This window comes from Luteococcus sp. H101 (assembly GCF_038433155.1).
Taxonomy (GTDB): domain Bacteria; phylum Actinomycetota; class Actinomycetes; order Propionibacteriales; family Propionibacteriaceae; genus Luteococcus.
In genome coordinates this window covers 77739-97394 of record NZ_JBCDMW010000004.1, presented here as the reverse complement: position 1 = coordinate 97394, position 19656 = coordinate 77739, and the positions used below count along the sequence as shown (strand labels likewise).

The 19656-nt window shown below is 69.7% G+C and carries 16 protein-coding genes, 1 pseudogene and 1 riboswitch; of the genes and pseudogenes, 11 read left to right on the top strand and 6 right to left on the bottom strand.

The features are described 5' to 3' along the window. Nucleotides 1-125: 125 nt before the first annotated feature. Both AAEX60_RS01075 and AAEX60_RS01070 read left to right on the top strand, forming a co-directional pair. Nucleotides 126-1646, top strand: a complete 1521-nt coding sequence (locus AAEX60_RS01075; protein ID WP_446721224.1) for an amino acid permease — start codon at nt 126-128, stop codon at nt 1644-1646. A 72-nt stretch (nt 1647-1718) separates the two neighbouring features. Then, nucleotides 1719-2177, top strand: coding sequence for an Lrp/AsnC family transcriptional regulator (locus tag AAEX60_RS01070; RefSeq protein WP_342100466.1), 459 nt, complete (start codon nt 1719-1721; stop codon nt 2175-2177). A gap of 227 nt (nt 2178-2404) precedes the next feature. On the opposite strand, the gene AAEX60_RS01065 is transcribed toward AAEX60_RS01070, so the two are convergent. Then, nucleotides 2405-3073, bottom strand: a complete 669-nt coding sequence (locus tag AAEX60_RS01065) for a CE1759 family FMN reductase (protein ID WP_342100464.1) — start codon at nt 3071-3073, stop codon at nt 2405-2407. A 142-nt stretch (nt 3074-3215) separates the two neighbouring features. On the opposite strand from AAEX60_RS01065, the gene AAEX60_RS01060 reads away from it, so the two are divergent. Further along, the gene (locus AAEX60_RS01060; RefSeq protein ID WP_342100462.1) at nt 3216-4553 is read left to right on the top strand and encodes an MATE family efflux transporter; all 1338 of its coding nucleotides are present in this window, start codon (nt 3216-3218) and stop codon (nt 4551-4553) included. Between the two features lie 59 nt (nt 4554-4612). Here AAEX60_RS01060 and AAEX60_RS01055 read toward each other — a convergent pair whose 3' ends face one another. Beyond that, the gene (locus AAEX60_RS01055) at nt 4613-4984 is read right to left on the bottom strand and encodes a hypothetical protein (protein WP_342100461.1); all 372 of its coding nucleotides are present in this window, start codon (nt 4982-4984) and stop codon (nt 4613-4615) included. A 405-nt stretch (nt 4985-5389) separates the two neighbouring features. Further along, entirely contained in the window at nt 5390-6550 is a 1161-nt protein-coding gene (locus AAEX60_RS01050; RefSeq protein WP_342100460.1) for an LLM class flavin-dependent oxidoreductase, read from the bottom strand. A 159-nt stretch (nt 6551-6709) separates the two neighbouring features. Here AAEX60_RS01050 and AAEX60_RS01045 point away from each other — a divergent pair, with 159 nt between their 5' ends. From AAEX60_RS01045 to AAEX60_RS01020, 6 genes are all read left to right on the top strand, one after another. After that, entirely contained in the window at nt 6710-8680 is a 1971-nt protein-coding gene (locus tag AAEX60_RS01045; protein ID WP_342100459.1) for a penicillin-binding transpeptidase domain-containing protein, read from the top strand. A gap of 55 nt (nt 8681-8735) precedes the next feature. Then, nucleotides 8736-9614, top strand: a complete 879-nt coding sequence (locus AAEX60_RS01040; RefSeq protein WP_342100457.1) for a nitrite reductase — start codon at nt 8736-8738, stop codon at nt 9612-9614. Nucleotides 9615-9621: 7 nt separating this feature from the next. Further along, complete coding sequence (locus AAEX60_RS01035) at nt 9622-10287, top strand: precorrin-8X methylmutase (protein ID WP_342100455.1); 666 nt, start codon at nt 9622-9624, stop codon at nt 10285-10287. After that, a complete protein-coding gene (locus tag AAEX60_RS01030; protein ID WP_342100453.1) occupies nt 10284-11912 on the top strand; it encodes a precorrin-2 C(20)-methyltransferase in 1629 nt (542 codons plus the stop codon). Before AAEX60_RS01035 ends, AAEX60_RS01030 begins: the two co-directional genes overlap by 4 nt. Beyond that, nucleotides 11909-12667 carry a precorrin-4 C(11)-methyltransferase gene (gene cobM, locus AAEX60_RS01025; RefSeq protein WP_342100450.1) on the top strand — a complete coding sequence of 253 codons (759 nt, stop codon included), beginning with the start codon at nt 11909-11911 and terminating at the stop codon, nt 12665-12667. The genes AAEX60_RS01030 and cobM overlap by 4 nt, the downstream gene beginning before the upstream one ends. A gap of 102 nt (nt 12668-12769) precedes the next feature. Continuing rightward, nucleotides 12770-13606, top strand: a complete 837-nt coding sequence (locus AAEX60_RS01020) for a phosphotransferase family protein (RefSeq protein WP_342100447.1) — start codon at nt 12770-12772, stop codon at nt 13604-13606. A 143-nt stretch (nt 13607-13749) separates the two neighbouring features. On the opposite strand, the gene AAEX60_RS01015 is transcribed toward AAEX60_RS01020, so the two are convergent. The 3 genes and pseudogenes from AAEX60_RS01015 to cbiE form a co-directional block, all read right to left on the bottom strand. Continuing rightward, nucleotides 13750-14094 (bottom strand): type II toxin-antitoxin system HicB family antitoxin, encoded by a 345-nt coding sequence (locus AAEX60_RS01015; RefSeq protein WP_342100446.1) that lies wholly within the window; start codon nt 14092-14094, stop codon nt 13750-13752. After that, nucleotides 14091-14316 (bottom strand): annotated as a pseudogene (locus tag AAEX60_RS01010) (toxin HicA). Before AAEX60_RS01010 ends, AAEX60_RS01015 begins: the two are co-directional and overlap by 4 nt. 96 nt (nt 14317-14412) lie before the next feature. After that, nucleotides 14413-15429, bottom strand: a complete 1017-nt coding sequence (gene cbiE / locus AAEX60_RS01005; RefSeq protein ID WP_342100445.1) for a precorrin-6y C5,15-methyltransferase (decarboxylating) subunit CbiE — start codon at nt 15427-15429, stop codon at nt 14413-14415. Nucleotides 15430-15483: 54 nt separating this feature from the next. Here cbiE and AAEX60_RS01000 point away from each other — a divergent pair, with 54 nt between their 5' ends. Further along, on the top strand, nt 15484-16953 hold the full coding sequence (locus AAEX60_RS01000; protein ID WP_342100443.1) for a 3' terminal RNA ribose 2'-O-methyltransferase Hen1: 1470 nt from the start codon (nt 15484-15486) through the stop codon (nt 16951-16953). Beyond that, a complete protein-coding gene (locus AAEX60_RS00995; protein ID WP_342100442.1) occupies nt 16946-19441 on the top strand; it encodes a polynucleotide kinase-phosphatase in 2496 nt (831 codons plus the stop codon). Before AAEX60_RS01000 ends, AAEX60_RS00995 begins: the two co-directional genes overlap by 8 nt. Nucleotides 19442-19476: 35 nt before the next feature. Further along, a riboswitch (cobalamin riboswitch) is annotated at nt 19477-19634 on the top strand. Nucleotides 19635-19656 lie beyond the last annotated feature (22 nt).

The window sequence follows — 19656 nt, the reverse complement described above, 5'->3', positions numbered from 1 at the left end:
GGGTGTTTTTTTTGTTTTTGCTGCTCCCTCCCCCCCTCTTTTTTTTTTCCCCCCCCCCCCCCCCCCCCCCCCCGGGGCACACCCGGCCACCCCATATTCTCTCGGAGAACAAAGGAGTCCTCCCCATGACTGACACCGGCACCACGGAAACCCAACCAATCCCACCCAGCTCACGGCGCCCCACGACGGGAATCGGCGCGCAGGAGATGCAGCTCCAGCGTGGGCTGACCAACCGGCACCTGCAGCTGATCGCCATCGGCGGCGCCATCGGCACGGGCCTGTTCCTCGGCTCGGGCCGCACCATCCATCTGGCAGGCCCGTCGATCCTGCTGGTCTACGCCGTGATCGGCTTCTTCCTCTTCTTCGTGATGCGGGCCATGGGCGAGCTGCTGCTGTCCAACCTGGCCTACAAGTCCTTCGCCGATTTCGCCACCGACCTGATCGGCCCCTGGGCCGGCTTCTACATCGGCTGGACGTACTGGATGTGCTGGGTGGTGATCGGCATCGCCGACACCGTCGCCATCTGCGGCTACCTGTCCGTGTGGTTCCCGGACCTGCCCAAGTGGATCCCGGCCCTGTGCGTCGTGCTGCTGCTGACCGCGCTGAACATGGTGGCCGTCCGGCTCTTCGGTGAGCTGGAGTTCTGGTTCGCGATGATCAAGATCGTCACCATCGTCGCCTTGATCTTCGTCGGCGGCTACCTGGCGCTGACCGCCTTCCAGCCGCCCCAGGCCGGGGCCCCGACGGCATCCGTCGCCCACCTGTGGGACCGCGGCGGCTTCTTCCCGACGGGTGTCTCCGGCTTCCTGGCCGGCTTCCAGATTGCCATCTTCAGCTTCCAGGGCATCGAGATGGCCGGCACCGCCGCCGCCGAGACCGCCGACCCGACCCACAACCTGCCCAAGGCGATCAACTCGATCCCGGCCCGTGTGCTGATCTTCTACGTGCTGGCGCTCGGCGTGATCATGTCCGTCGTGCCCTGGGACCTGATCGACCCGGAGCACAGCCCCTTCGTCACCATGTTCGGCTTCATCGGCATCGTGATCGCCTTCCACGTGATCAACTTCGTGGTGCTCACTTCGGCCGCCTCCTCGGCCAACTCGGGCGTCTACTCCACGTCGCGAATCATGTATGGCCTGGCCCGGGAGAAGGACTCCCCCGAGGTCTTCTCCAAGCTGTCCAGCCGGCACATCCCGCGCAATGCGCTGATCCTGACCGCCATCTGCATCTCCCCGGCCATCCTGATGGTCTCGTTGGAGGGCTCGGTGATGGAGGCCTTCAGCATGATCGCCGGCGTCTCGTCGGTGCTCTACATCTCGGTCTGGGGCCTGATCATGGTCAGCTACCTGCGCTACCTGAAGAAGTTCCCGGAGCGCCACGCGGAATCCTCCTTCAAGATGCCGCTGCCGCACTTCATGCCCTGGGCGACGCTGGTCTTCTTCGCCGCGATCTTCGTGGTGCTGGGCCTGTCCAAGGACTCCCGGATGTCGCTGATTGCGGCGCCGGTGTGGATTCTGATCATGGCGGTGATCTACCACCTGATGAAGCCGGTCAAGGCCACCAAGAAGCCGCTGGACTTCAATGCCATGCGGGAGGTGGAGGAGGCTGCGCACGGGGCCGCCGCGCATGGTCGAACCAAGGCTTAGTAGTCTCGACATGTGACCACTTCGGCCTCTCGCCATGGGCAAGGAAGCCCACGAGCAAGCAAGACCCGGCAGTTGGACGCCACGGATCGGCAGATCATCAAGCTGCTGATGGCCAACGGACGGATGAGCAATGCCGCCCTGGCGGCCGCGACGTCCACTGCCGAGTCCACCAGCCATGCCCGGGTACAAGCCCTCAGGGAGGCCGGAGTGATCACGGGAATCCACGCCAATGTGGACACCGCCGCCATCGGGCGGCCACTGCAGGCCCTGATCTTCGTCAAGATCCACCCGGGGCTGCGCGACGAACTGGTGGCCGAGGCCGACCGGCTCGCCCAGCTGCCGCCCGTGCTGCACGTCATCTTCCTGGGCGGGCACTGCGACTTCGTCGTCTGGGTGGCGATGGGTGACCCCACCGAACTGCGCGACTTCGTGCTGCGGGACCTGAGCAATGACAAGGCCATCGCCAGCACCGAGACCTGCGTCATCATGGAACACCGTCGAGGCCAGAACTTCGACCCGACGGTGGAGTGACGGCCTGACCCCTGAGTTCTCCCCTGGCCCGACGGGATGAGTCCAGAACCCACCCGGCGGACGATGCCCGACGAGCAGCTCCGGCGAAACAGTGGAGCCATGATCATCCACAGCCTCAGCATCGTCCTCGCCCTGATCGCCATCGTCCTGATTGCCGGGATGGCCGTCACCCCACTGCTCGCCGACGGGCTCTGAGGGCGCCCCTGCCCCCGGCGCCGGAGCCACGCTCAGATGGCGTCGAACATCTCCTCGAAGCTCTTGGTGAGCGTGAAGTCCCCCGCCGTCGCGGTCTGGGCCTTCTTCCTGGTCAGCGGCTGCGGGGCGCCGGACTGCGGCTCGTCCTGCTCCTGCGGGTCCTCGTCCAGCGCCTCGGGCAGGGACTCGTCGGTGCGCAGCCGCACCATGGCGGCCAGCTCCCGGCCCGCCCGCCCGATCCGACGCTCCAGCCCGGAGCCGGCGTCGCCCCAGTCCTCCGTGGCCGCAAAGACCGCGGTGGGCACCACCGCCGCCTTCAGGTAGAAGAACAGCGGCAGCAGCGCCTGGTCGATCGCCAGCGAGTGGCGTGGGGTGCCACCCGTCGCGGCCAACAACACCGGCTTGTCCAGCAGGGCACCCTCGTGCAGCACGTCGAAGAACATCTTGAACAGCCCGGAGAAGGACGCATTGAAGACCGGGCTGACCACCACCAGGCCGTCGGCCTCCACCACGTCGGAGACCGCCCGCTGCAACGCCGGGGACTGCACCCGGGTGAGCAGGGCGTTGACCAGGTCATGGGCCAGCAGGCGCAGCTCCAGATGCTCCACCTGGTCCGCGCCGGTGGCCTGCACCAGACGTTCGGCCAGCAGGTGGGTACTCGACGGCTGACCCAACCCCGCACTGATCGCAACGACCTTCATGACTCCCTCACTGTTCGCGTCCGCCCGCTCGTGCTGCCCGGGCACTCCCGGACAACGTCGCCGGGCACCCAGACATTCCACACCCTGACCGGACCCGCCGCAGCCGGGCTGCATGGTTCAGCAGCCTCCTAGAGTGGCGGGCGTGTCTGATCCCACCGCCAATCCCATCGTCGACGCATCCCGTCCCGGCCTGAGCCGGGAGATTCTGGCCCTGGCCGTGCCGGCCTTCGCCACCCTGGTCAGCGAACCGCTGCTGCTGATGGCCGACTCCGCCATGGTGGGCCACCTGGGTACCCGGCAGCTGGCCGGTCTGGGGCTGGCCAGCAGCGTGCTGGGCATCATCAACGGGCTGTGCGTCTTCCTGGCCTATGGCACCACCTCCCTGGTGGCGCGACGGATCGGCGCCGGCGAGACTCGTCGGGCCCTGTCCGGGGGAATCGACGGCATGGCGCTGGGGCTGGGCCTGGGGCTGGTGCTGGCGCTCGGGCTGCACCTGGGGGCACCCACGGTGATCGGCTGGTACGGCGGAACCCCGGAAGTCTCGGCCCAGGCCGTGGCCTATCTGGGGATCGCGGGCTGGGGGTTGCCGATGCTGTTGCTGATGCTGGCCTCGACGGGGGTGCTGCGCGGGCTGAAAGACACCCGCACCCCCTTGCGCGTCGCGGTCAGCATGAACCTGGCCAACATCGGATTGAATGCGCTGTTCATGTACGGGATGGGCATGGGCATCCGCGGCTCCGCGCTGGGCACCCTGATCTCCCAGGCGGTGGGGGCCTCGGTGCTGGCCGGGGTGGTGTTGCGCGGCGCCCGGGCCGCCGGCGCGCCGCTGGGGATCCGGTTGTCCGGGGTGCTGGAGGCCGCCCGGGGCGGGGTCTGGCTGGTGTTGCGCAGCGTCTGGTTGCAGGCGGCGCTGGCGGTCACCGTCGCGGTGGCGGCCCAGACCGGGCAGGTCGGGCTGGCGGGTCACCAGGTGACCAATTCCCTGTGGAGCTTCATCTGTCTGGCGCTGGATGCGCTGGCGATCGCCGCGCAGGCCATGGTGGGGCACGAGCTGGGCGCCGGGGATGCCGACACGGTGCGGGCCATCACGGCCAAGCTGTGCTGGTGGGGAGCCGGTGGGGGCGTGGTGCTGGCCCTGCTGCTGGTGCTGACCCGGGGGTCGCTGGCGCCGGTCTTCACCCCGGATGCCGGGGTGCAGCAGCTGCTGGGCCGGCTGCTGCTGGTGCTGGCGCTGATCACGCCGGCTGGGGCCATCGCCTTCGTGCTCGACGGGGTGTTGATCGGGGCCGGGGATGCCAGGTATCTGGCGTTCGCCGGGCTGGTGGCCACGGCCTGCTACCTGCCGCTGGCCTGGCTGGTCAACCAGCAGGCGGCCGGAGTGGTGTGGCTGTGGGTGGCCTACGGTGGCTACCTGCTGGCCCGCGTCGGCACCCTCACCCTGCGGGCGCGAAGCGACGCGTGGATGCGGCTGGGCGCCTGAGCCGGGAGTGCGTGAGCCAGAACCCGCACCCCGATGTGCTCGGGGAGCGTGGACACTGGTCAGGCGTGGGCGCGCAGCGGCCGGGACTCGGTGCGACGGAAGTCCACCCGAACCACCTCGGCCACCTGATCGGTGGGCAGCTCGTCGTCCTTGGCGGTGGCCACGAGGCCACGAGCGGCGCGGAAGGCGGCCAGGTCGAACAGTTCAGCGGTCTCCTGCCGGGCCGGCTCGGCCACGGGCAGCTCGACGATGGTGGCGGTGCGGACCGGATTGCGACGGGCGCTGAACTCGAGCATGGTGCCCACCAGGACTGGCAGGCCGAGCAGCGCGGCCCAGACGGGCGCTTGGGTGGAGGTGATGGCCACCAGCGCCGCGCCGGTGAGCGCGACAATGAACAGACTGATATTGGTGTGCAGTGCGGAACCCCGCATACTTCCCCCGATGTTGAATTTCCCCCGATGTCGACCGGGTTCCCCAACCCGGTGCTGTGGCCTCGATCCCCCGATCAACGCCACAGGAAACGTTAAGTCAATCAAGGGTCAAATGGCCAACCACGGGCGTCGACGGGCGGGAAACCACACCCCGCCTTCAGATCCCGGGGGCAAAATGTCACCTGATCAGGGGACAGGCAAGCCATCAGGAAAGTCCGCTGGCTGTGCTCCGGGAATTTGCAGCGGGGTCGGAGCAGCGGACCCGTGGAGGGATCCCGACCCCCGACCCCTAACTGCGCAGCCGCTTATTGTCGGGGCAGCTGCTGCAGCGGCTGCCCCAAGACCCAACGGCTGCGCAGTGCACCGGGGAGAGGCCGGGCGACGTCGCAGTGAACCAGCGAAGGGTCAGGCGACGTCGTCGGCCCGGTCACTGGTCCCGGTCCAGATGTCCTTGGCACCGACGGGCTGCTGGCCCTGATGATCCGCCACCGGGTCGGCTCCCCGTTGCGCCCGCAGCGACGCGTGGGTGGGCGCGTCCGGGACGTCGGCGGGGCGTCCCTCGTCGAATCCGGCGCGCATGGCCGGCAGGATCTCGCCCAACAGGTCCAGCTGCTCCAGCACCGTCCGGGTGGGCAGCCCGGCGTGGTCCACCAGGAAGAGCTGGCGCTGGTAGTGGCCAACCTCCTCCTTGAAGCCCAGGGTGCGCTCCAGCACCTGCTGCGGGGAGCCGACGGTCAGCGGGGTCTGCGCCGTGAACTCCTCCAGGCTGGGGCCGTGGCCGTAGACCGGCGCATTGTCGAAGTAGGGGCGGAACTCGTTCACCGCATCCTGGGAGTTCTTGCGCATGAAGAACTGCCCGCCCAGCCCGACGATGGCCTGCGAGGCCTTCCCATGGCCGTAGTGCTCGAAGCGCTGGCGGTACAGGTTCACCATCTGCCGGGTGTGGTCCATGGTCCAGAAGATGTTGTTGTGGAAGAAGCCGTCCCCGTAGTAGGCGGCCTGCTCCGCGATCTCGGGGCTGCGGATGGAACCGTGCCAGACGAAGGGCGGCACCCCGTCGAGCGGGCGCGGGGTGGAGGTGAAGCCCTGCAGCGGGGTGCGGAAGCGGCCCTGCCAGTCCACCACGTCCTCGCGCCACAGCCGGTGCAGCAGGTTGTAGTTCTCCAGCGCCAGGTTGATCCCGTCGCGAATGTCCTTGCCGAACCAGGGGTAGACCGGGCCGGTGTTGCCGCGGCCCAGCATCAGGTCGGCCCGCCCGTCGGCCAGGTGCTGCAGCATGGCATAGTCCTCGGCGATCTTGACCGGGTCATTGGTGGTGATCAGGGTGGTGGCGGTGGACAGCTGCAGGGTGCTGGTCTGGGCGGCGATGTAGGCCAGGGTGGTGGTGGGCGACGAGCTGAAGAAGGGCGGGTTGTGGTGCTCCCCGAGCGCGAAGACGTCGAGCCCCACCTCCTCGGCATGCTTGGCGATGGTGACGATGTCCTTGAGCCGCGCGCCCTCGCTGGGGGTGCGGCCGGTGGTGGGGTCGGTGGTGATGTCGCTGACACTGAAGATGCCGAACTGCATGATGACTCCTTGAGGGCCTCGGCCCGCTGCGCTCAACCATTTGGTTGAAGATTCATCTACCTTAACGCCATCGGGGATCTGATTGTTCCGGTGCGGCAACCCGGACGGACTTGGACGGCTGGCTAGCATCGGGGGAAATCCCCCGAGAGGTCCACGACAATGCCTTCCGTGATTCGCAGCCTGGCCCCCGTGCTGGCCGTCGTCCTGATGACCGGGACCGCCTGCACCAAGGAGTCCGGGGACGCCACCACCCCACCCGACGGCATCCCGGCCGCCGACAAGTCGGTGCGGGAGCTGACCGCGGCCCTGGTCAAGGGCGACGTCAGCACGCTGCAGACCACCCCGGCCAAATCCCCCGCCGCAGCCCAGGCCGAGCTGGCCACCGTGATGGGCGGGATGGACGGGCTGCACCCCAGCGTCGTGCCCGGGCAGATCACCTACCACCACAAGGACCAGACCGCGACGGTGCCGCTGGACCACAGCCTGCCCCTGGGTGGCTTGGCCTGGACCTGGCAGACCACCGCCCAGCTCAAGTACGAGTTCGGGGCCTGGAAGGTGGACTGGAAACCGCAGCTGGTACACCCGGACCTGACCGAACAGACCCGGCTGCGGCATGACCGGGTGATCCCCGCCCGCGCCGCGATCACGGGCGCGGATGGGCAGGCGCTGGTGGAGACCACCGTCGCCTACCGGGTGGGGGTGGACAAGGCCAACCTGTCCTCGGCGCAGCAGCCGACGGTGGCCACGGCGCTGGCCAAGCTGGTCAAGATCGACCCCGCCCAGTACGTCAAGCAGGTCAAGGCCGCCGGGGCCCGGGCCTTCGTGCCCGCCATCACACTGCGGGAGGGCAAGGTGCCGGCCGCCGCAACCACAATGAAGGGAGTGCTGGCCCAGCCGGTGGAGATGCCGCTGGGCCCCTCCAGCAGCTTTGCCGTTGGACTCCTGGGCACCTCCGGCCAGGCCACGACGGAGCAGGTGGCCGCCGGCAAGGGCGACGTGCTGGCGGGTGACTACGTCGGGCAGAGCGGGCTGCAGAAGCGGTACGACGCGCGGCTGCGCGGCACCATCGGGCACCGGATCGAGCTGGTGCAGCGCACCACACCGTCGGCCTCCCCCAGCCCGTCGGACAGCACCCAGCCGGCGGAGCAGCCGGATGAATCGGCCAGCCCGTCGGGCAGCCCCGGCCTCGGGGTGGTGAAGGAGCTGTTCGCCAGCCCCGCCAAGCCCGGCACCCCGGTGGCGTTGAGCCTGGACCGGAATCTGCAGACCCGGGCCGAGGAGGCCCTGGCCTCCCAGAAGGGGATCGCCTCCCTGGCCGTCGTGAAGGTGGGCAGCGGAGACCTGCTGGCCGCGGCCAATTCGACGGCCAGCGGCGCCAGCCCCAATGCCACCTTTGGCCACTTCCCGCCGGGTTCCACCTTCAAGGTGGTGAGCTCGCTGGCCCTGCTGCGCAAGGGGCTGACGCCCACCAGCACCGTGCCGTGCACCAAGACGGTGAACGTCAACGGCCGCAATTTCGAGAACTACGACGACTTCCCGGCCGGCAAGGTGGGCAACGTCACGCTCACCGATGCGCTGGCCAATTCCTGCAACACCGCCTTCCTCAGCCAGCACGCCAAGCTGACCGACGCCGACCTGGCGGCCGCCGCGGCCAGCCTGGGCGTCGGGGTGGACCACGAGGCCGGTTTCCCCTCCTTCTTCGGCTCGGTGCCGCCGGCGAAGGATCCGGTGACCAAGGCGGCCAACCTGATCGGGCAGGGGCAGGTGGAGGCCTCCCCGATGGCGATGGCCGGGGTGGCCGCCTCCGTGGCCTCCGGCAAGACCGTCGTGCCGTGGCTGGTGGCGGACAAGAAGCCCGCCCCGAAGCCCACGCTCTCCCCCACGGAGGCGCAGCAGCTGCAGACCATGATGAAGGCCGTGGTGTCCAGTGGCTCCGGGGCAGCGCTGAAGGGCGTCGCGACGGGCGCCAAGACCGGTACCGCCGAGTTCGGCGCCAGCAAACCGCCGAAGACCCACGCCTGGATGATCGCCTGGAATGACAAGTACGCCGTGGCGGCACTGGTCAACGAGGGGAAGTCGGGGTCGAAGGACGCGGCACCGATCCTCAAGAGTTTCCTGGCCGGCGGGTAGCTGCGTGTCGAACCCCTTGCCAGTAGGGTGTCCACGCCTACCCAAGGAGTTCAGAGTGCCTGTTCGTGACCGACGTGACCGATGCCCGGGCGTGTTGCGCCCCTGGCCTGCCGACGACGGGCTGCTGCTGCGGTTGCGGCTGGTGGGCGGGCGGCTTTCCGGAGACGCGTTGCGTGGGGTGCTGGCCGCGGCGGAGGGCTTCGGCGACGGCCGGATCCGGTTGACCAACCGCGCGAACCTGCAGCTGCGCGGCTTCCCGGCCAGCAGCCAGCCGGGCCAGGAGGGCCAGCCGAGCGCGGCCGCCGTCGACGCCATCCGGGCCACCGGTCTGCTGCAGCACCCGGACCATGACCTGGTGCGCAACATCATGGTCTCCCCGCTGACCGGGCTGGACACGGGCGTCGAGGGCGGCGGCCGGGCGGACCTGCGCGGTGTCGCCCAGGAGCTGGACCACCTGCTGGTGGCCAGCCCGAGCCTCGCCCGGCTGCCCGGGAAATTCCTGTTCGTGCTGGACGACGGCAGCGGGCACCTGATGAGCCATGCCTGTGACCTGGGCCTGGTGGCGCTGGACGCGCAGACCGTGCAGCTGCGGATCGGCGACGGCTGGGGCGAGGTCCTACCGCTCGGCCTGGCCGCGGCCCGGCTGGCGGTGCTGGCCGAGGAGTTCGTCGAGCGGGTCGGCAGCCAGCCGGAGGCGCCGTGGCACGTCGTCGAGTACGACGGACGGCTCTTCCCCACCGTCAACCCCGACCCTCGGCTGCCCCAGGCCAGCGACCCCCTGCCCTTTGGACCCTGCCCCGGCGGGGAACACGTCGAGGTGGGCCAGGGCGGGATTGACCGCCGGCTGGCCGAGGAATTGCTGTCCCGCGCCGACGAGTTCGTCGTCACGCCGTGGTACGGCATCATCGTCCCTGCCCAGCCCACCCAGAACTGAGGACCCCGTGAGCACACCGCGCCGGCCCACCAGCCGCTATGACTACCTCCGCACCGGCCAGGAGATCTACGTCGACTCCTTTGCCACCATCCGACGCGAGGCCGACCTCTCCCGGATTCCCGCCGACGCGGAGAAGCTGGCGGTCCGGATGATCCACGGCTCCGGCCAGGTGGACCTGACCACGGACCTGCAGGTGCACCCGCGGCTGGTCTCTGCGGCGCGGGAGGCGCTGCAGGCCGGCAAGCCGATCCTGTGTGATGCCACCATGGTGGCCACCGGCGTCACCCGCTCCCGGCTGCCCCGGGACAATGACGTCGTCTGTCTGCTCAATGACCCCCGGGTCCCCGCGCTGGCAACCGACTTCGGCACCACCCGGACCGCCGCCGCGGTCAGCCTGTGGGAGCCGATGCTGGAGGGTGCCGTGGTGGCAGTCGGCAATGCGCCGACTGCCCTGTTCCACCTGCTGGAGATGATCCTGGACGGGGCGCCGCGCCCGGCCGCCATCGTCGGCTGCCCGGTGGGCTTCATCGGCGCCGCCGAGTCCAAGCAGGCCCTGGCCGATCTCCAGGCGGAGCACGGGATCGAGATCCCCTTCGTCACCGTGCACGGCCGCCGCGGTGGTTCCGCCATGACCTCGTCGGCGCTGAACGCGCTGGCCCAGGAGAAGGAGTGAGCACCACGGCCCCCGCAGACCCCACCACGGTCCCCGAGCCTGCCGAGGGGCAGCCGGGGCACGCCGCCGGAGCTGGGCGTTTCCACGGCGTCGGCGTTGGCCCCGGCGACCCGGAGCTGATCACCCGCAAGGCGGCCCGGCTGATCCAGACCGCCGACGTGATCGCCTACCACTGTGCGCCGGGCAAGCCGTCGAATGCCCGTCGGATTGCCGCCGAACTCTTCCCCGACGGGGTGCTGGAGGAGGTGCTGGAGTATCCGGTGACCACCGGCACGGTGGACCACCCCGCAGGCTATGCCGGGGCGATGGCCGACTTCTACGAGTCCGCGGCGGGTCGGCTCGCGTCGCATCTGGAGGCCGGGCGGGACGTCGTGCTGCTCAGCGAGGGCGACCCGATGCTCTACGGCTCCTACATGTACATGCATGACCGGCTGGCCGAGCGGTTCGAGACCGAGGTGGTGCCCGGGGTGCCGTCCTTCCTGGCCAGCGCGTCAGCCGTCGGATCCCCGCTGGTGCGGCAGGAGGACGTGTTGAGCATCCTGCCCGGCACCCTGCCCGAGCCGGAGCTGGCCCGACGGTTGGCCGACACCGACGGGGCGATCATCATGAAGCTAGGCCGCACCTTCCCCGCCGTGCGCCGCGCGTTGCACTCGGCTCGTCGGCTGGACGGCGCCTGGTATGTGGAACGGGCCTCGATGCCCGAGGAACGCTGGCTGCCCGTCGCCAACGTCGACGAGGCGTCGGTGCCCTACTTCAGCTTGGTCGTGGTGCCTGGTGATTCCCTGCACGGCAAGCGTTCCCGCGCGACGGTGGCCGACCCCCTCGCGGTGGGCGAGCCTGTCGAAGCCACCCCCTCCGGCGACGGGTTCCACGTGAAACCCGTCGAGCTGCTGGTGGTCGGCCTGGGACCCGGCCCCGACGGCTGGATCACCCCCGAGGTGAGTGCCGCGCTGGCCGACGTGCAGCACGTGATTGGCTACGCCCCCTATGTGAACCGGGTCCCACAGCGCCCCGGGCTGACGCGGCATGCCAGCGGCAACACCGTCGAGGTGGACCGGGCCCGGCACGCCCTGGAGCTGGCCCTGGCCGGCGAGCGGGTGGCGGTGGTCTCCGGCGGCGACGCCGGGATCTTCGGGATGGCCGCCGCCGTCTTCGAGGCCGCGGAGGACCCGCGCTTCGCCGAGGTGCCGGTGCGGGTACTGCCCGGGCTGAGTGCGGTGCAGGCCGTCGCGGCCCGCGCCGGCGCACCGATCGGCGCCGACTTCGCCGTGATGTCCCTGTCCGACCGGCTCAAGCCATGGAGCGTCGTGGAGGATCGGCTGCGGCACATCGCGCAGGCGGACCTGGTGCTGGCGCTCTACAACCCGCGTTCCCGCGCCCGCACCGAGCAGTTCGGGCAGGCGCAGCGGGTGCTGCTGGAGCACCGCTCCCCCGAGACGGTGGTGCTGGTGGGTCGCGACGTGGGCCGCGCCGAGGAGGAGCTGCGGGTCACGACGTTGGGTGACTTGGACCCGGAATCGATCGACATGAAGTGCCTGGTGATCATCGGGGCCTCATCGACGCGGGTCAGCCGGGCCGGGGTCTGGACCCCGCGCTTCGTCGAGCCGACGGAGGTGGCCGAATGACCGTCCACTTCGTCGGGGCCGGGCCGGGCGCCGCGGACCTGCTGACCGTGCGCGCCACCCGTCTGCTGGCTTCGGCCGACGTGGTGCTCTACCCCGGCACCTACCTGGACCCGGAGGTGCTGGCGCTCGTCGGGCCCGGGGCGAAACTCGTCGACACCCAGGATCTTGATCTTGACCAGATCACCGCGGAGTTGGTGGACGCGCACCGGGCGGGCAAGAAGGTGGTGCGGCTGGCGTCGGGCGACCTGAGCGTCTATTCCGCCTTGTCGGAGCAGAGCCGACGGCTGGATGAGGCCGGCGTGCCTTGGGATGTCACCCCCGGCGTGCCCGCCTATGCCGCGGCCGCGGCGCGGATCGGCCGGGAACTGACGGTGCCGCTGTTGGCGCAGTCGTTGGTGATCACCCGCACCCAGGCCCGCTCCACCCCGATGCCCGACGGCGAGAGCCTGCAGGCCTTCGCCGCCACTGGCGCAACCCTGGCGCTGCACCTGGCCATTCGTCGCACCCGGGAGCTGATGGCCGAGCTGGAAGAGCGGTTGGGCGCCGATTGCCCCGTCGTCGTGGTCTACCGCGCCAGCCAGCCCGACGAGCTGGTGCTGCGCGGCACGATCGGCACCATCGCGGATCAGGTGGAGGCCGCCGGTCTGCGCCAGGCGGCGTTGATCCTGGTCGGCCGCGCACTGGACCCCGAGCCGGGTGGCGAGAGCTTCCTCTACGACTCACACCGGGAGCGCAAGGCCCGCCAACAGGGCTGAGGACCAGCCCGAGGGTTCGTACGTCCAACGCCAACCAAGCGGCAACCACCTCGTCCACCGGGTGATCGATGTCTCGCACACCGAGGCCCTAGGGTCTAGGGCATGGAACTCGAGACGAGATTCGCCCGGCCCGATGGCGAGACCATCGCGACCCTCGTGGAGCAATGCGCTCCAGGTGAAGCGGCCCCGCTCGAAGTCATCGAGACGGGCAGCAGCTCAGTGGTCGCCCTCACTGAGCACGCAGCCGTGCGGATCGCTCGTGACCCGAAAGTTGCTCAGGCCTTGCTCCGTACCCAACGGCTCGTCGATCACCTGCCACCACTACCCTTCGACGTGCCGACCTCGCTGGCTCCACCAGTCCGGCAAGGAGACATTGTTGCCATCGCGACCCGGCGACTGCACGGAGAGCCACACCCGGCTGGTTCGGGGGAGCCAGCCGCGCTGAGGCCAGTACTGGACGCCATCCACGAGATCGACGTAGGACCCGTGCGCGAGTGGCTCGCGGAACCACATGCTTTCAGCGGCGGAACACAATGGCTGTCGGTTCTGCGTGAGCAAGTCGTCCCGCTCCTGCACACGTCGAAGAGAAGCACCGCCCTACGCATCATCGAACAGGCCGAAGATCTGGACTCGGCTCCCAAAGCCCTGAACCACGGCGACCTGGCGGGATCCAACATGCTCTGGCAGGACGGACGCGTCTCGGCAGTCCTCGACTGGGACCTGGCGGCATGGTGCGACCCTGCCGATGATGTAGCCTCCATTGCCCTGTGGCACGGCTGGGACTTGCTCCCATGCTTGGCCGACGCGGAGACGGTGCAACGGGCAGAAGTGATCCGCCAGACCTATCCGATGCAGATCGTGGCCTTCTCGTTGCTCCACGAACGCCCCGCCGACGAGGTCAACCGCGCCGTCAGACAGGCCGTGGACCGACTGCCCTGAACACACGCGATCACCGCAACGTGCCCAGCGCCTGTCCAGTGAACTGCCGCTGGATGTGGAGATCTCCGTCCTCAAGTCGCCCAGCGGCATGAGAGTGCGTTCGCTGGTCAGCCAGTGGCGGAAATTCGCCCAGCGACGGAAGTTCAGGACGCCGCGGCGAGTTTGCGGGTGACGTACTGGTTCAGACTGAGGTGCTGCTCGGCGGCCTCAATCGCCAGACGACGGTGCAGCTCCTCGCCCAACCGGAGCTGGAACTTGCCTGAGTAGTGCCTCGTCGACAACGGCTCGGGCACGTCCTCGTCCGATTCGCACATGTCGGCAACGACCTCGTCCACCAGCTCACGCAGGCCCGCCAGGGCCGCTTCAGGGGTGCCGGCCAGCCACGACAGAGATGGGAACTCGACGCAGGTGGCGACGAACTCCTCATCGTCGGCGGACCAGGTGACGCGGAAGCTGTAGCGCGCGGTGTCGATCATGGTGGTGCTCATAGATTCGCCTCCAACTTCTCGATGGCCTGCGGTACCTGCTTGACCTGGTAGGCATTGGCCTTGGCCTTGGCATGGTCATTCTGGATGTTGACCCGGGGGGGCGCCGGGCCATGGTGTCTTGTAGACGGCGTGGGAGCCGCCGCTCGTGCGGGGCGGCCCGAAGTGATGCTCGCAGACCTTGGCCAATTCGGCGTAGCCGATGTTGTGGGGATTGGCTCGCATCTCGGCGAGGATCTTCGCAACACTGGACATGGCCCCATGATACCGCCGGTAGTACCAAATCGCACTGCTCGCCAAATGATCGATGTCACGCGCCTGTCACAGCCGGCCTACTTGCGGATCCACAGTCCGGGCGTGCACGGGGACTCCCGCGGGGACCCTCTGGATAAAGGAGACCGCGTCGGGCCCGGTCAGCACGGCGGGATCGGCATCGGGGACGACGCAGACCAGGCCCGGGACGCCCAGGTTCCGCGCAGCGGTCATGGCCTCGTCGGGCTCAGGAGTGAAGCAGGTGGCGGTGCACGACGGGTGGCAGCGCAGCCATTCGATGGCCACCGACGCGTCATCCGTCCACAGGTGCTCGCCGGGAACCGGGGCCAGCCGGGCCAGGATCACGGCCCGCTCATCCCGCGGCAGCGGGGTCAACGGGGCAAACAGGTGGTCGGGGGCACCGACCGTCCAGCCGGCACGCAGCGGCCCGTCGAGTTCCAGCCCGACGATGTTCAGCCGCGGTGAATCCCCTTGCCAGCCGTCGGCCTGGCCGGTCCGGTGGGTCTGGTTGGGAGCGCCCAGGTGGCCCAGCACGTGCAGGGTGCTGGCGCCGTAGCCCGCGGCCACCAGCAGCTCCGCGAGCTGCGCAGGGGTGTGCTCGTCGGAGCTGAGCACGATCACCCGTCGCCCCGGCGCCAGCTCCCGGTTGACCAAGCTGACGTCGCGGCCGACGACGCTGACCACGGCGCAGCTCTCCGCCGCCCAGTTCAGTTCAGCGCGGGCCAGGGCCACCGAGGAAACGGCGGGGTGGATCCGGACCCGCTCCGCGCCCAGCATCCCGATCAGCGTCGTGCCGATCCCGCTGACCAGCGGATCACCGGAGGCCAGCACCACCACCGTCGCATCGGCGGGCAAGCAATCCAGCAGCGCGGGCAGCTTCTCCCGTAGTGGGGAGGGCCACGGCAGGCGAGTTGGGCGCGGGGACCCCTCGAGGAGCATCGCCAGGTGGCGGGCGCCGCCCAGCACCACGTCGGCGTCGAGCACCAGCCGTCGCAATCGTTCGGGCAGGCCATCCCAGCCGTCGGCGCCAACCCCCACCACGTCAACCGGTCGCTCGGAGCTCATGGTGCCCAACGCTAGCGGCACGGCTGCGGCCCGCCCCAGTGCCAGACTGGTGGGATGCTGCTCACCCTGACCTCCACCGCGCCCTCGGCGTCCGACCTGGGCTTCCTGCTGCACAAGCATCCGGAGCGCGTGCAGCGCAGCAGCCTCAGCGTGGGCACCGCGACGGTCTACTACCCGGAGGCCAGCGACGAGCGGTGCACCGTGGCGCTGAGCGTCACCGTCGACCCGATCGCGCTGGTCAAGCAGCGCGGCATCAAGGCGCAGCCCGGCACCCTGGGCCAGTACGTCAACGACCGCCCCTACGCGGCGGGCTCCATGCTGGCACTGGCGATCGGCAAGGTCTTCACCACCGCCCTCAACGGCCGCTGCGATGCCCGCCCGGACCTGGCCGCCAGCCCGCTGCCGCTGACCGTGCACCTGCCGGCGATGGCCGTCCGCCCCGACCAGGGACAGGACGCGAATGAGCTGGTCACCAGCCTGTTCGGGCCGCTGGGTTGGCAGGTGGAGACCCGCAGCACTCCCCTGCTGGAACAGGATGCCGGCTTCGACTGGGGTCCGTCGCCCTATCTGGACGTCACCCTCACCGGCACCCTGCGGCTGGCCGACGCGCTCAGCCACCTCTACGTCCTGCTGCCCGTGCTGGACCGGGGCAAGCACTACTGGATCAGCACCGACGAGGTCGACAAGCTGCTGCGGCGCGGCGGCGACTGGCTGCCCGGCCATCCACAACGCGAGTTCATCACCGGCCGCTACTTGGGCGCGCATCGCGGCCTGGTGGACGACGCCCTGACCCGGCTGGAGGAACTCGACGACCGGCTCCCCGCCGAGGTGGACTCCCCCGAGACTGACGACGCCGAGGCGGAGATCACCGAAGCCGAGGCCACGGACAACGAACCCGAAGCGCGCCATCCGCTGCGCAAACTCCGCCTGGAAGCAGTCCTGGCCGAGCTGCACCGCGGCGGGGCGCACAGCGTCGCCGACGTCGGCTGCGGCGAGGGCGCCTTCCTGCGCCACCTGCTGCCCGACCCGCAGTTCACCCGGGTGCTGGGACTCGACGTCTCGGCCCGTGAGCTGGAACGGGCGGAACGCAAGCTCAACCTGGACCGGCTGAGCGACACGGTGCGCGGCAAGCTGACCCTGCGCCAGTCGTCGGTCACCTATCGGGACGACGCCCTGACCGGCTTCGACGCGATCCTGCTGGTGGAGGTGCTGGAGCACGTCGACGAGGATCGGCACCCGTCGCTGGAGGCCAACATCTTCGGCGCCGCGCAGCCCGGCCAGGTGATCGTGACAACGCCGAATGGCGAGCACAATGCCCGCTACGGGCTGGGGGCGGGCCAGCTGCGCCACCCGGACCACCGCTTCGAGTGGACCCGGGAACAGTTCGCCGCGTGGGCCGCACGGGTCGCCCAGGCCTACGGCTACCGGGTGACGCTCGGCGGCATCGGCGACGACGACCCCGAGCTCGGCCCACCCACCCAACTGGCCGTCTTCACCCGCACCGAGGAGGCCTCCCATGGCTGACGTCCACGTCCCGGAACTCTGCCTGGTGGCCCTGATCGGGGTCTCCGGCGCGGGCAAGTCCACCTTCGCGCGGGAGAAGTTCGCGCCCTTCGAGGCGGTCAGCTCGGACTTCTGCCGCGGCCTGGTCAGCGGTGACGAGAATGACCAGTCCGCCTCCGCCGACGCCTTCGAGATCCTGCACCACATCGTCGGCAAGCGGTTGGAGCGCGGCCTGCTGACCGTGGTGGACGCCACCAACACGTCGCCCCAGGCCCGCAAGGAATTGGTCCGGGTGGCCAAGGAGCAGGACGTGCTGCCGGTCGCGATCGTGCTCGACGTCGATCCGGCAGTGGCGATCGAGCGCAACACCCACCGGCCGGATCGCGCCTTCGGTGAGGGGCCGGTGCGCCGGCAGGCCGCACAACTGGCCAAGTCCCTCAAGGGCCTGCAGCGCGAGGGATTCCGACACATCACGGTGCTGGGCTCCACCGAGGAGATCGAGCAGGCCCGGATTGTTCGCGATCCGCTGCTGAACAACCACAAGCACCTGCATGGCCCCTTCGACATCGTCGGTGACGTGCACGGCTGCTTCGACGAGCTGGTGGAGCTGCTGAAGACCCTGGGCTACCGGATCAGCCGCGACCACGACGGTCACGCGGTGGACGCGGAACACCCCGACGGCCGCACCGTCATCTTCGTCGGTGACCTGGTGGATCGTGGCCCCGGCACGGTCGACGTGCTGCGGCTGGCCATGGGAATGACCGCCGCCGGCCATGCGCTGGCGGTGCCCGGCAACCACGAGGCCAAGCTGGTCCGGGCCCTGGACGGGGCAAAGGTGCAGGTCAGCCACGGTTTGGAGACCACCCTGGCGGAGCTCGACGCCCAGCCGGCCAGCTTCCGGGCTGCGGTGCGGGAGTGGTGCTATTCCCTGGTCTCCCACCTGGTACTGGACGACGGGAAACTGGTGGTGGCCCACGCCGGGTTGAAGGAGGCCTACCACGGGCGGGCGTCGGGTCGGGTGCGCTCCTTCGCGCTCTACGGTGACACCACCGGCGAGACCGACGAGTTCGGCCTGCCGGTTCGCTACCCGTGGGCCGACGAATACCGCGGCCAGGCGATGGTGGTCTATGGCCACACCCCCACGCCGCGGCTGGAGTGGGTGAACAGCACGCTCTGCCTGGACACCGGCGTGGTCTTCGGCGGGCAACTCTCCGCGCTGCGTTACCCGGAACGGGAGACGGTGCAGGTGGCCGCGCACGCGGTGCACTACCAGCCGGTCAAACCCTTCGCGACGGCCGAACGCGCGCCCGACGAACTTCGGCTGGACGACGTGCTGGGGTTGCGGAATGTCGAAACCGAGCTGCTGGGCCGCGTCTCCATTCCCGCGGAGAATGCCGCCGGCGCGCTGGAGGTGATGAGTCGCTTCGCGCTGCACCCGTCGCAGCTGGCCTATCTGCCGCCGACGATGTCCCCGGTGGCCACGTCCAAGCGCCCTGACCACTTGGAACACCCCGATGAGGCCTTCAGCCAGTTCCGCGAGTGGGGCGCCGGACGGGTGGTCTGCCAGGAGAAGCACATGGGTTCGCGGGCCGTGGTTCGGCTGCACGACGATGGCGATGTGGTGCACACCCGCACCGGCCGGGCCTTCCTGCCGCCCAAGCTTCAGGCCGAGTTCACCGGACGGCTGCGCCGGGCCGCCACCGCCGCCGGGCTGTTCGAGGAGCTGGGCAGCAGCTGGCTGCTGCTGGATGCGGAGCTGCTGCCGTGGTCGATGAAATCGGAGGGGATGCTGCGGGAGCAGTATGCCGCCGTCGCCGCGGCCGCGAAGCTGTCGTTGACCGCCGAGGTGGCGGCGCTGGAGGCCGGCGTCGGGCGCGGGCTGGAGCTGGCCGACGAGTTGGCCGCCGCCCGGCAGAGCCTGGCCAATGCCCACGCCTATGACCAGGCCTGGCGGCGTTATGCCTGGCCAACCCGAGGTCTGGCCGGGGTGCAGCTGGCGCCCTTCCAGGTGCTGGCGGCACAAGGCAGCACCTTCGAGACCCGCGACCACCGCTGGCACCTGGCCGTCGCGGACCGGTTGGCCGAGGCGGATCCCGAGCTGATCCGTCGCACCCGACAGCTGGAGGTGGACGTCGAGGATCCGAGCTCGGTGGCCGAGGGCGTGGCGTGGTGGGAGGAGCTGACCGGCGCGGGCGGCGAGGGAATGGTGGTCAAGCCGCTGGCCAACCTGAGCCACACACAGAAGGGTGCGCTGATGCAGCCCGGCCTCAAGGTCCGCGGGCGGGAGTACCTGCGGATCATCTACGGCCCGGACTACACGGTGGAGCGCAACCTCACCCGGCTGAAGAACCGCAACCTGGGCAAGAAGCGCTCGCTGGCGCTGCGGGAGTACGCGCTGGGGCTGGAATCGCTGCACCGGCTGGTGCGCGACGAACCGTTGTGGCGGGTGCACGAGCCGGTCTTCGCGGTGCTGGCCATGGAGTCGGAGCCGGTGGATCCGCGCTTGTGACGGCGGTGTGGCCCGGCCCTGGAAAACGCTAGGGTGGGCCTCACTTGGCCCGAGGTGCCTCCGAACCGGTCCGCCGGGGGTTGGGGAGAATCTGGGAAGCCGGTGGGAATCCGGCACAGGCCCGCTGCGGTGAGCCGGGGCGTCACGCACGCACCCGACGAGTCCGAAGACCGGCCTCGAGCCACTGACCATCCATCGGCCACTTGAGCGGGAGC

Coding starts and splice junctions, on each gene's coding strand:
- AAEX60_RS01045 (WP_342100459.1), top strand. CDS start 6,710: ATGCCTTCCGTGATTCGCAGCCTGGCCCCCGTGCTGGCCGTCGTCCTG.
- cbiE (WP_342100445.1), bottom strand. CDS start 15,429: ATGAGCTCCGAGCGACCGGTTGACGTGGTGGGGGTTGGCGCCGACGGC.
- AAEX60_RS01000 (WP_342100443.1), top strand. CDS start 15,484: ATGCTGCTCACCCTGACCTCCACCGCGCCCTCGGCGTCCGACCTGGGC.
- AAEX60_RS01015 (WP_342100446.1), bottom strand. CDS start 14,094: ATGAGCACCACCATGATCGACACCGCGCGCTACAGCTTCCGCGTCACC.
- AAEX60_RS01065 (WP_342100464.1), bottom strand. CDS start 3,073: ATGAAGGTCGTTGCGATCAGTGCGGGGTTGGGTCAGCCGTCGAGTACC.
- AAEX60_RS01020 (WP_342100447.1), top strand. CDS start 12,770: ATGGAACTCGAGACGAGATTCGCCCGGCCCGATGGCGAGACCATCGCG.
- AAEX60_RS01055 (WP_342100461.1), bottom strand. CDS start 4,984: ATGCGGGGTTCCGCACTGCACACCAATATCAGTCTGTTCATTGTCGCG.
- AAEX60_RS00995 (WP_342100442.1), top strand. CDS start 16,946: ATGGCTGACGTCCACGTCCCGGAACTCTGCCTGGTGGCCCTGATCGGG.
- AAEX60_RS01075 (WP_446721224.1), top strand. CDS start 126: ATGACTGACACCGGCACCACGGAAACCCAACCAATCCCACCCAGCTCA.
- AAEX60_RS01050 (WP_342100460.1), bottom strand. CDS start 6,550: ATGCAGTTCGGCATCTTCAGTGTCAGCGACATCACCACCGACCCCACC.
- cobM (WP_342100450.1), top strand. CDS start 11,909: ATGACCGTCCACTTCGTCGGGGCCGGGCCGGGCGCCGCGGACCTGCTG.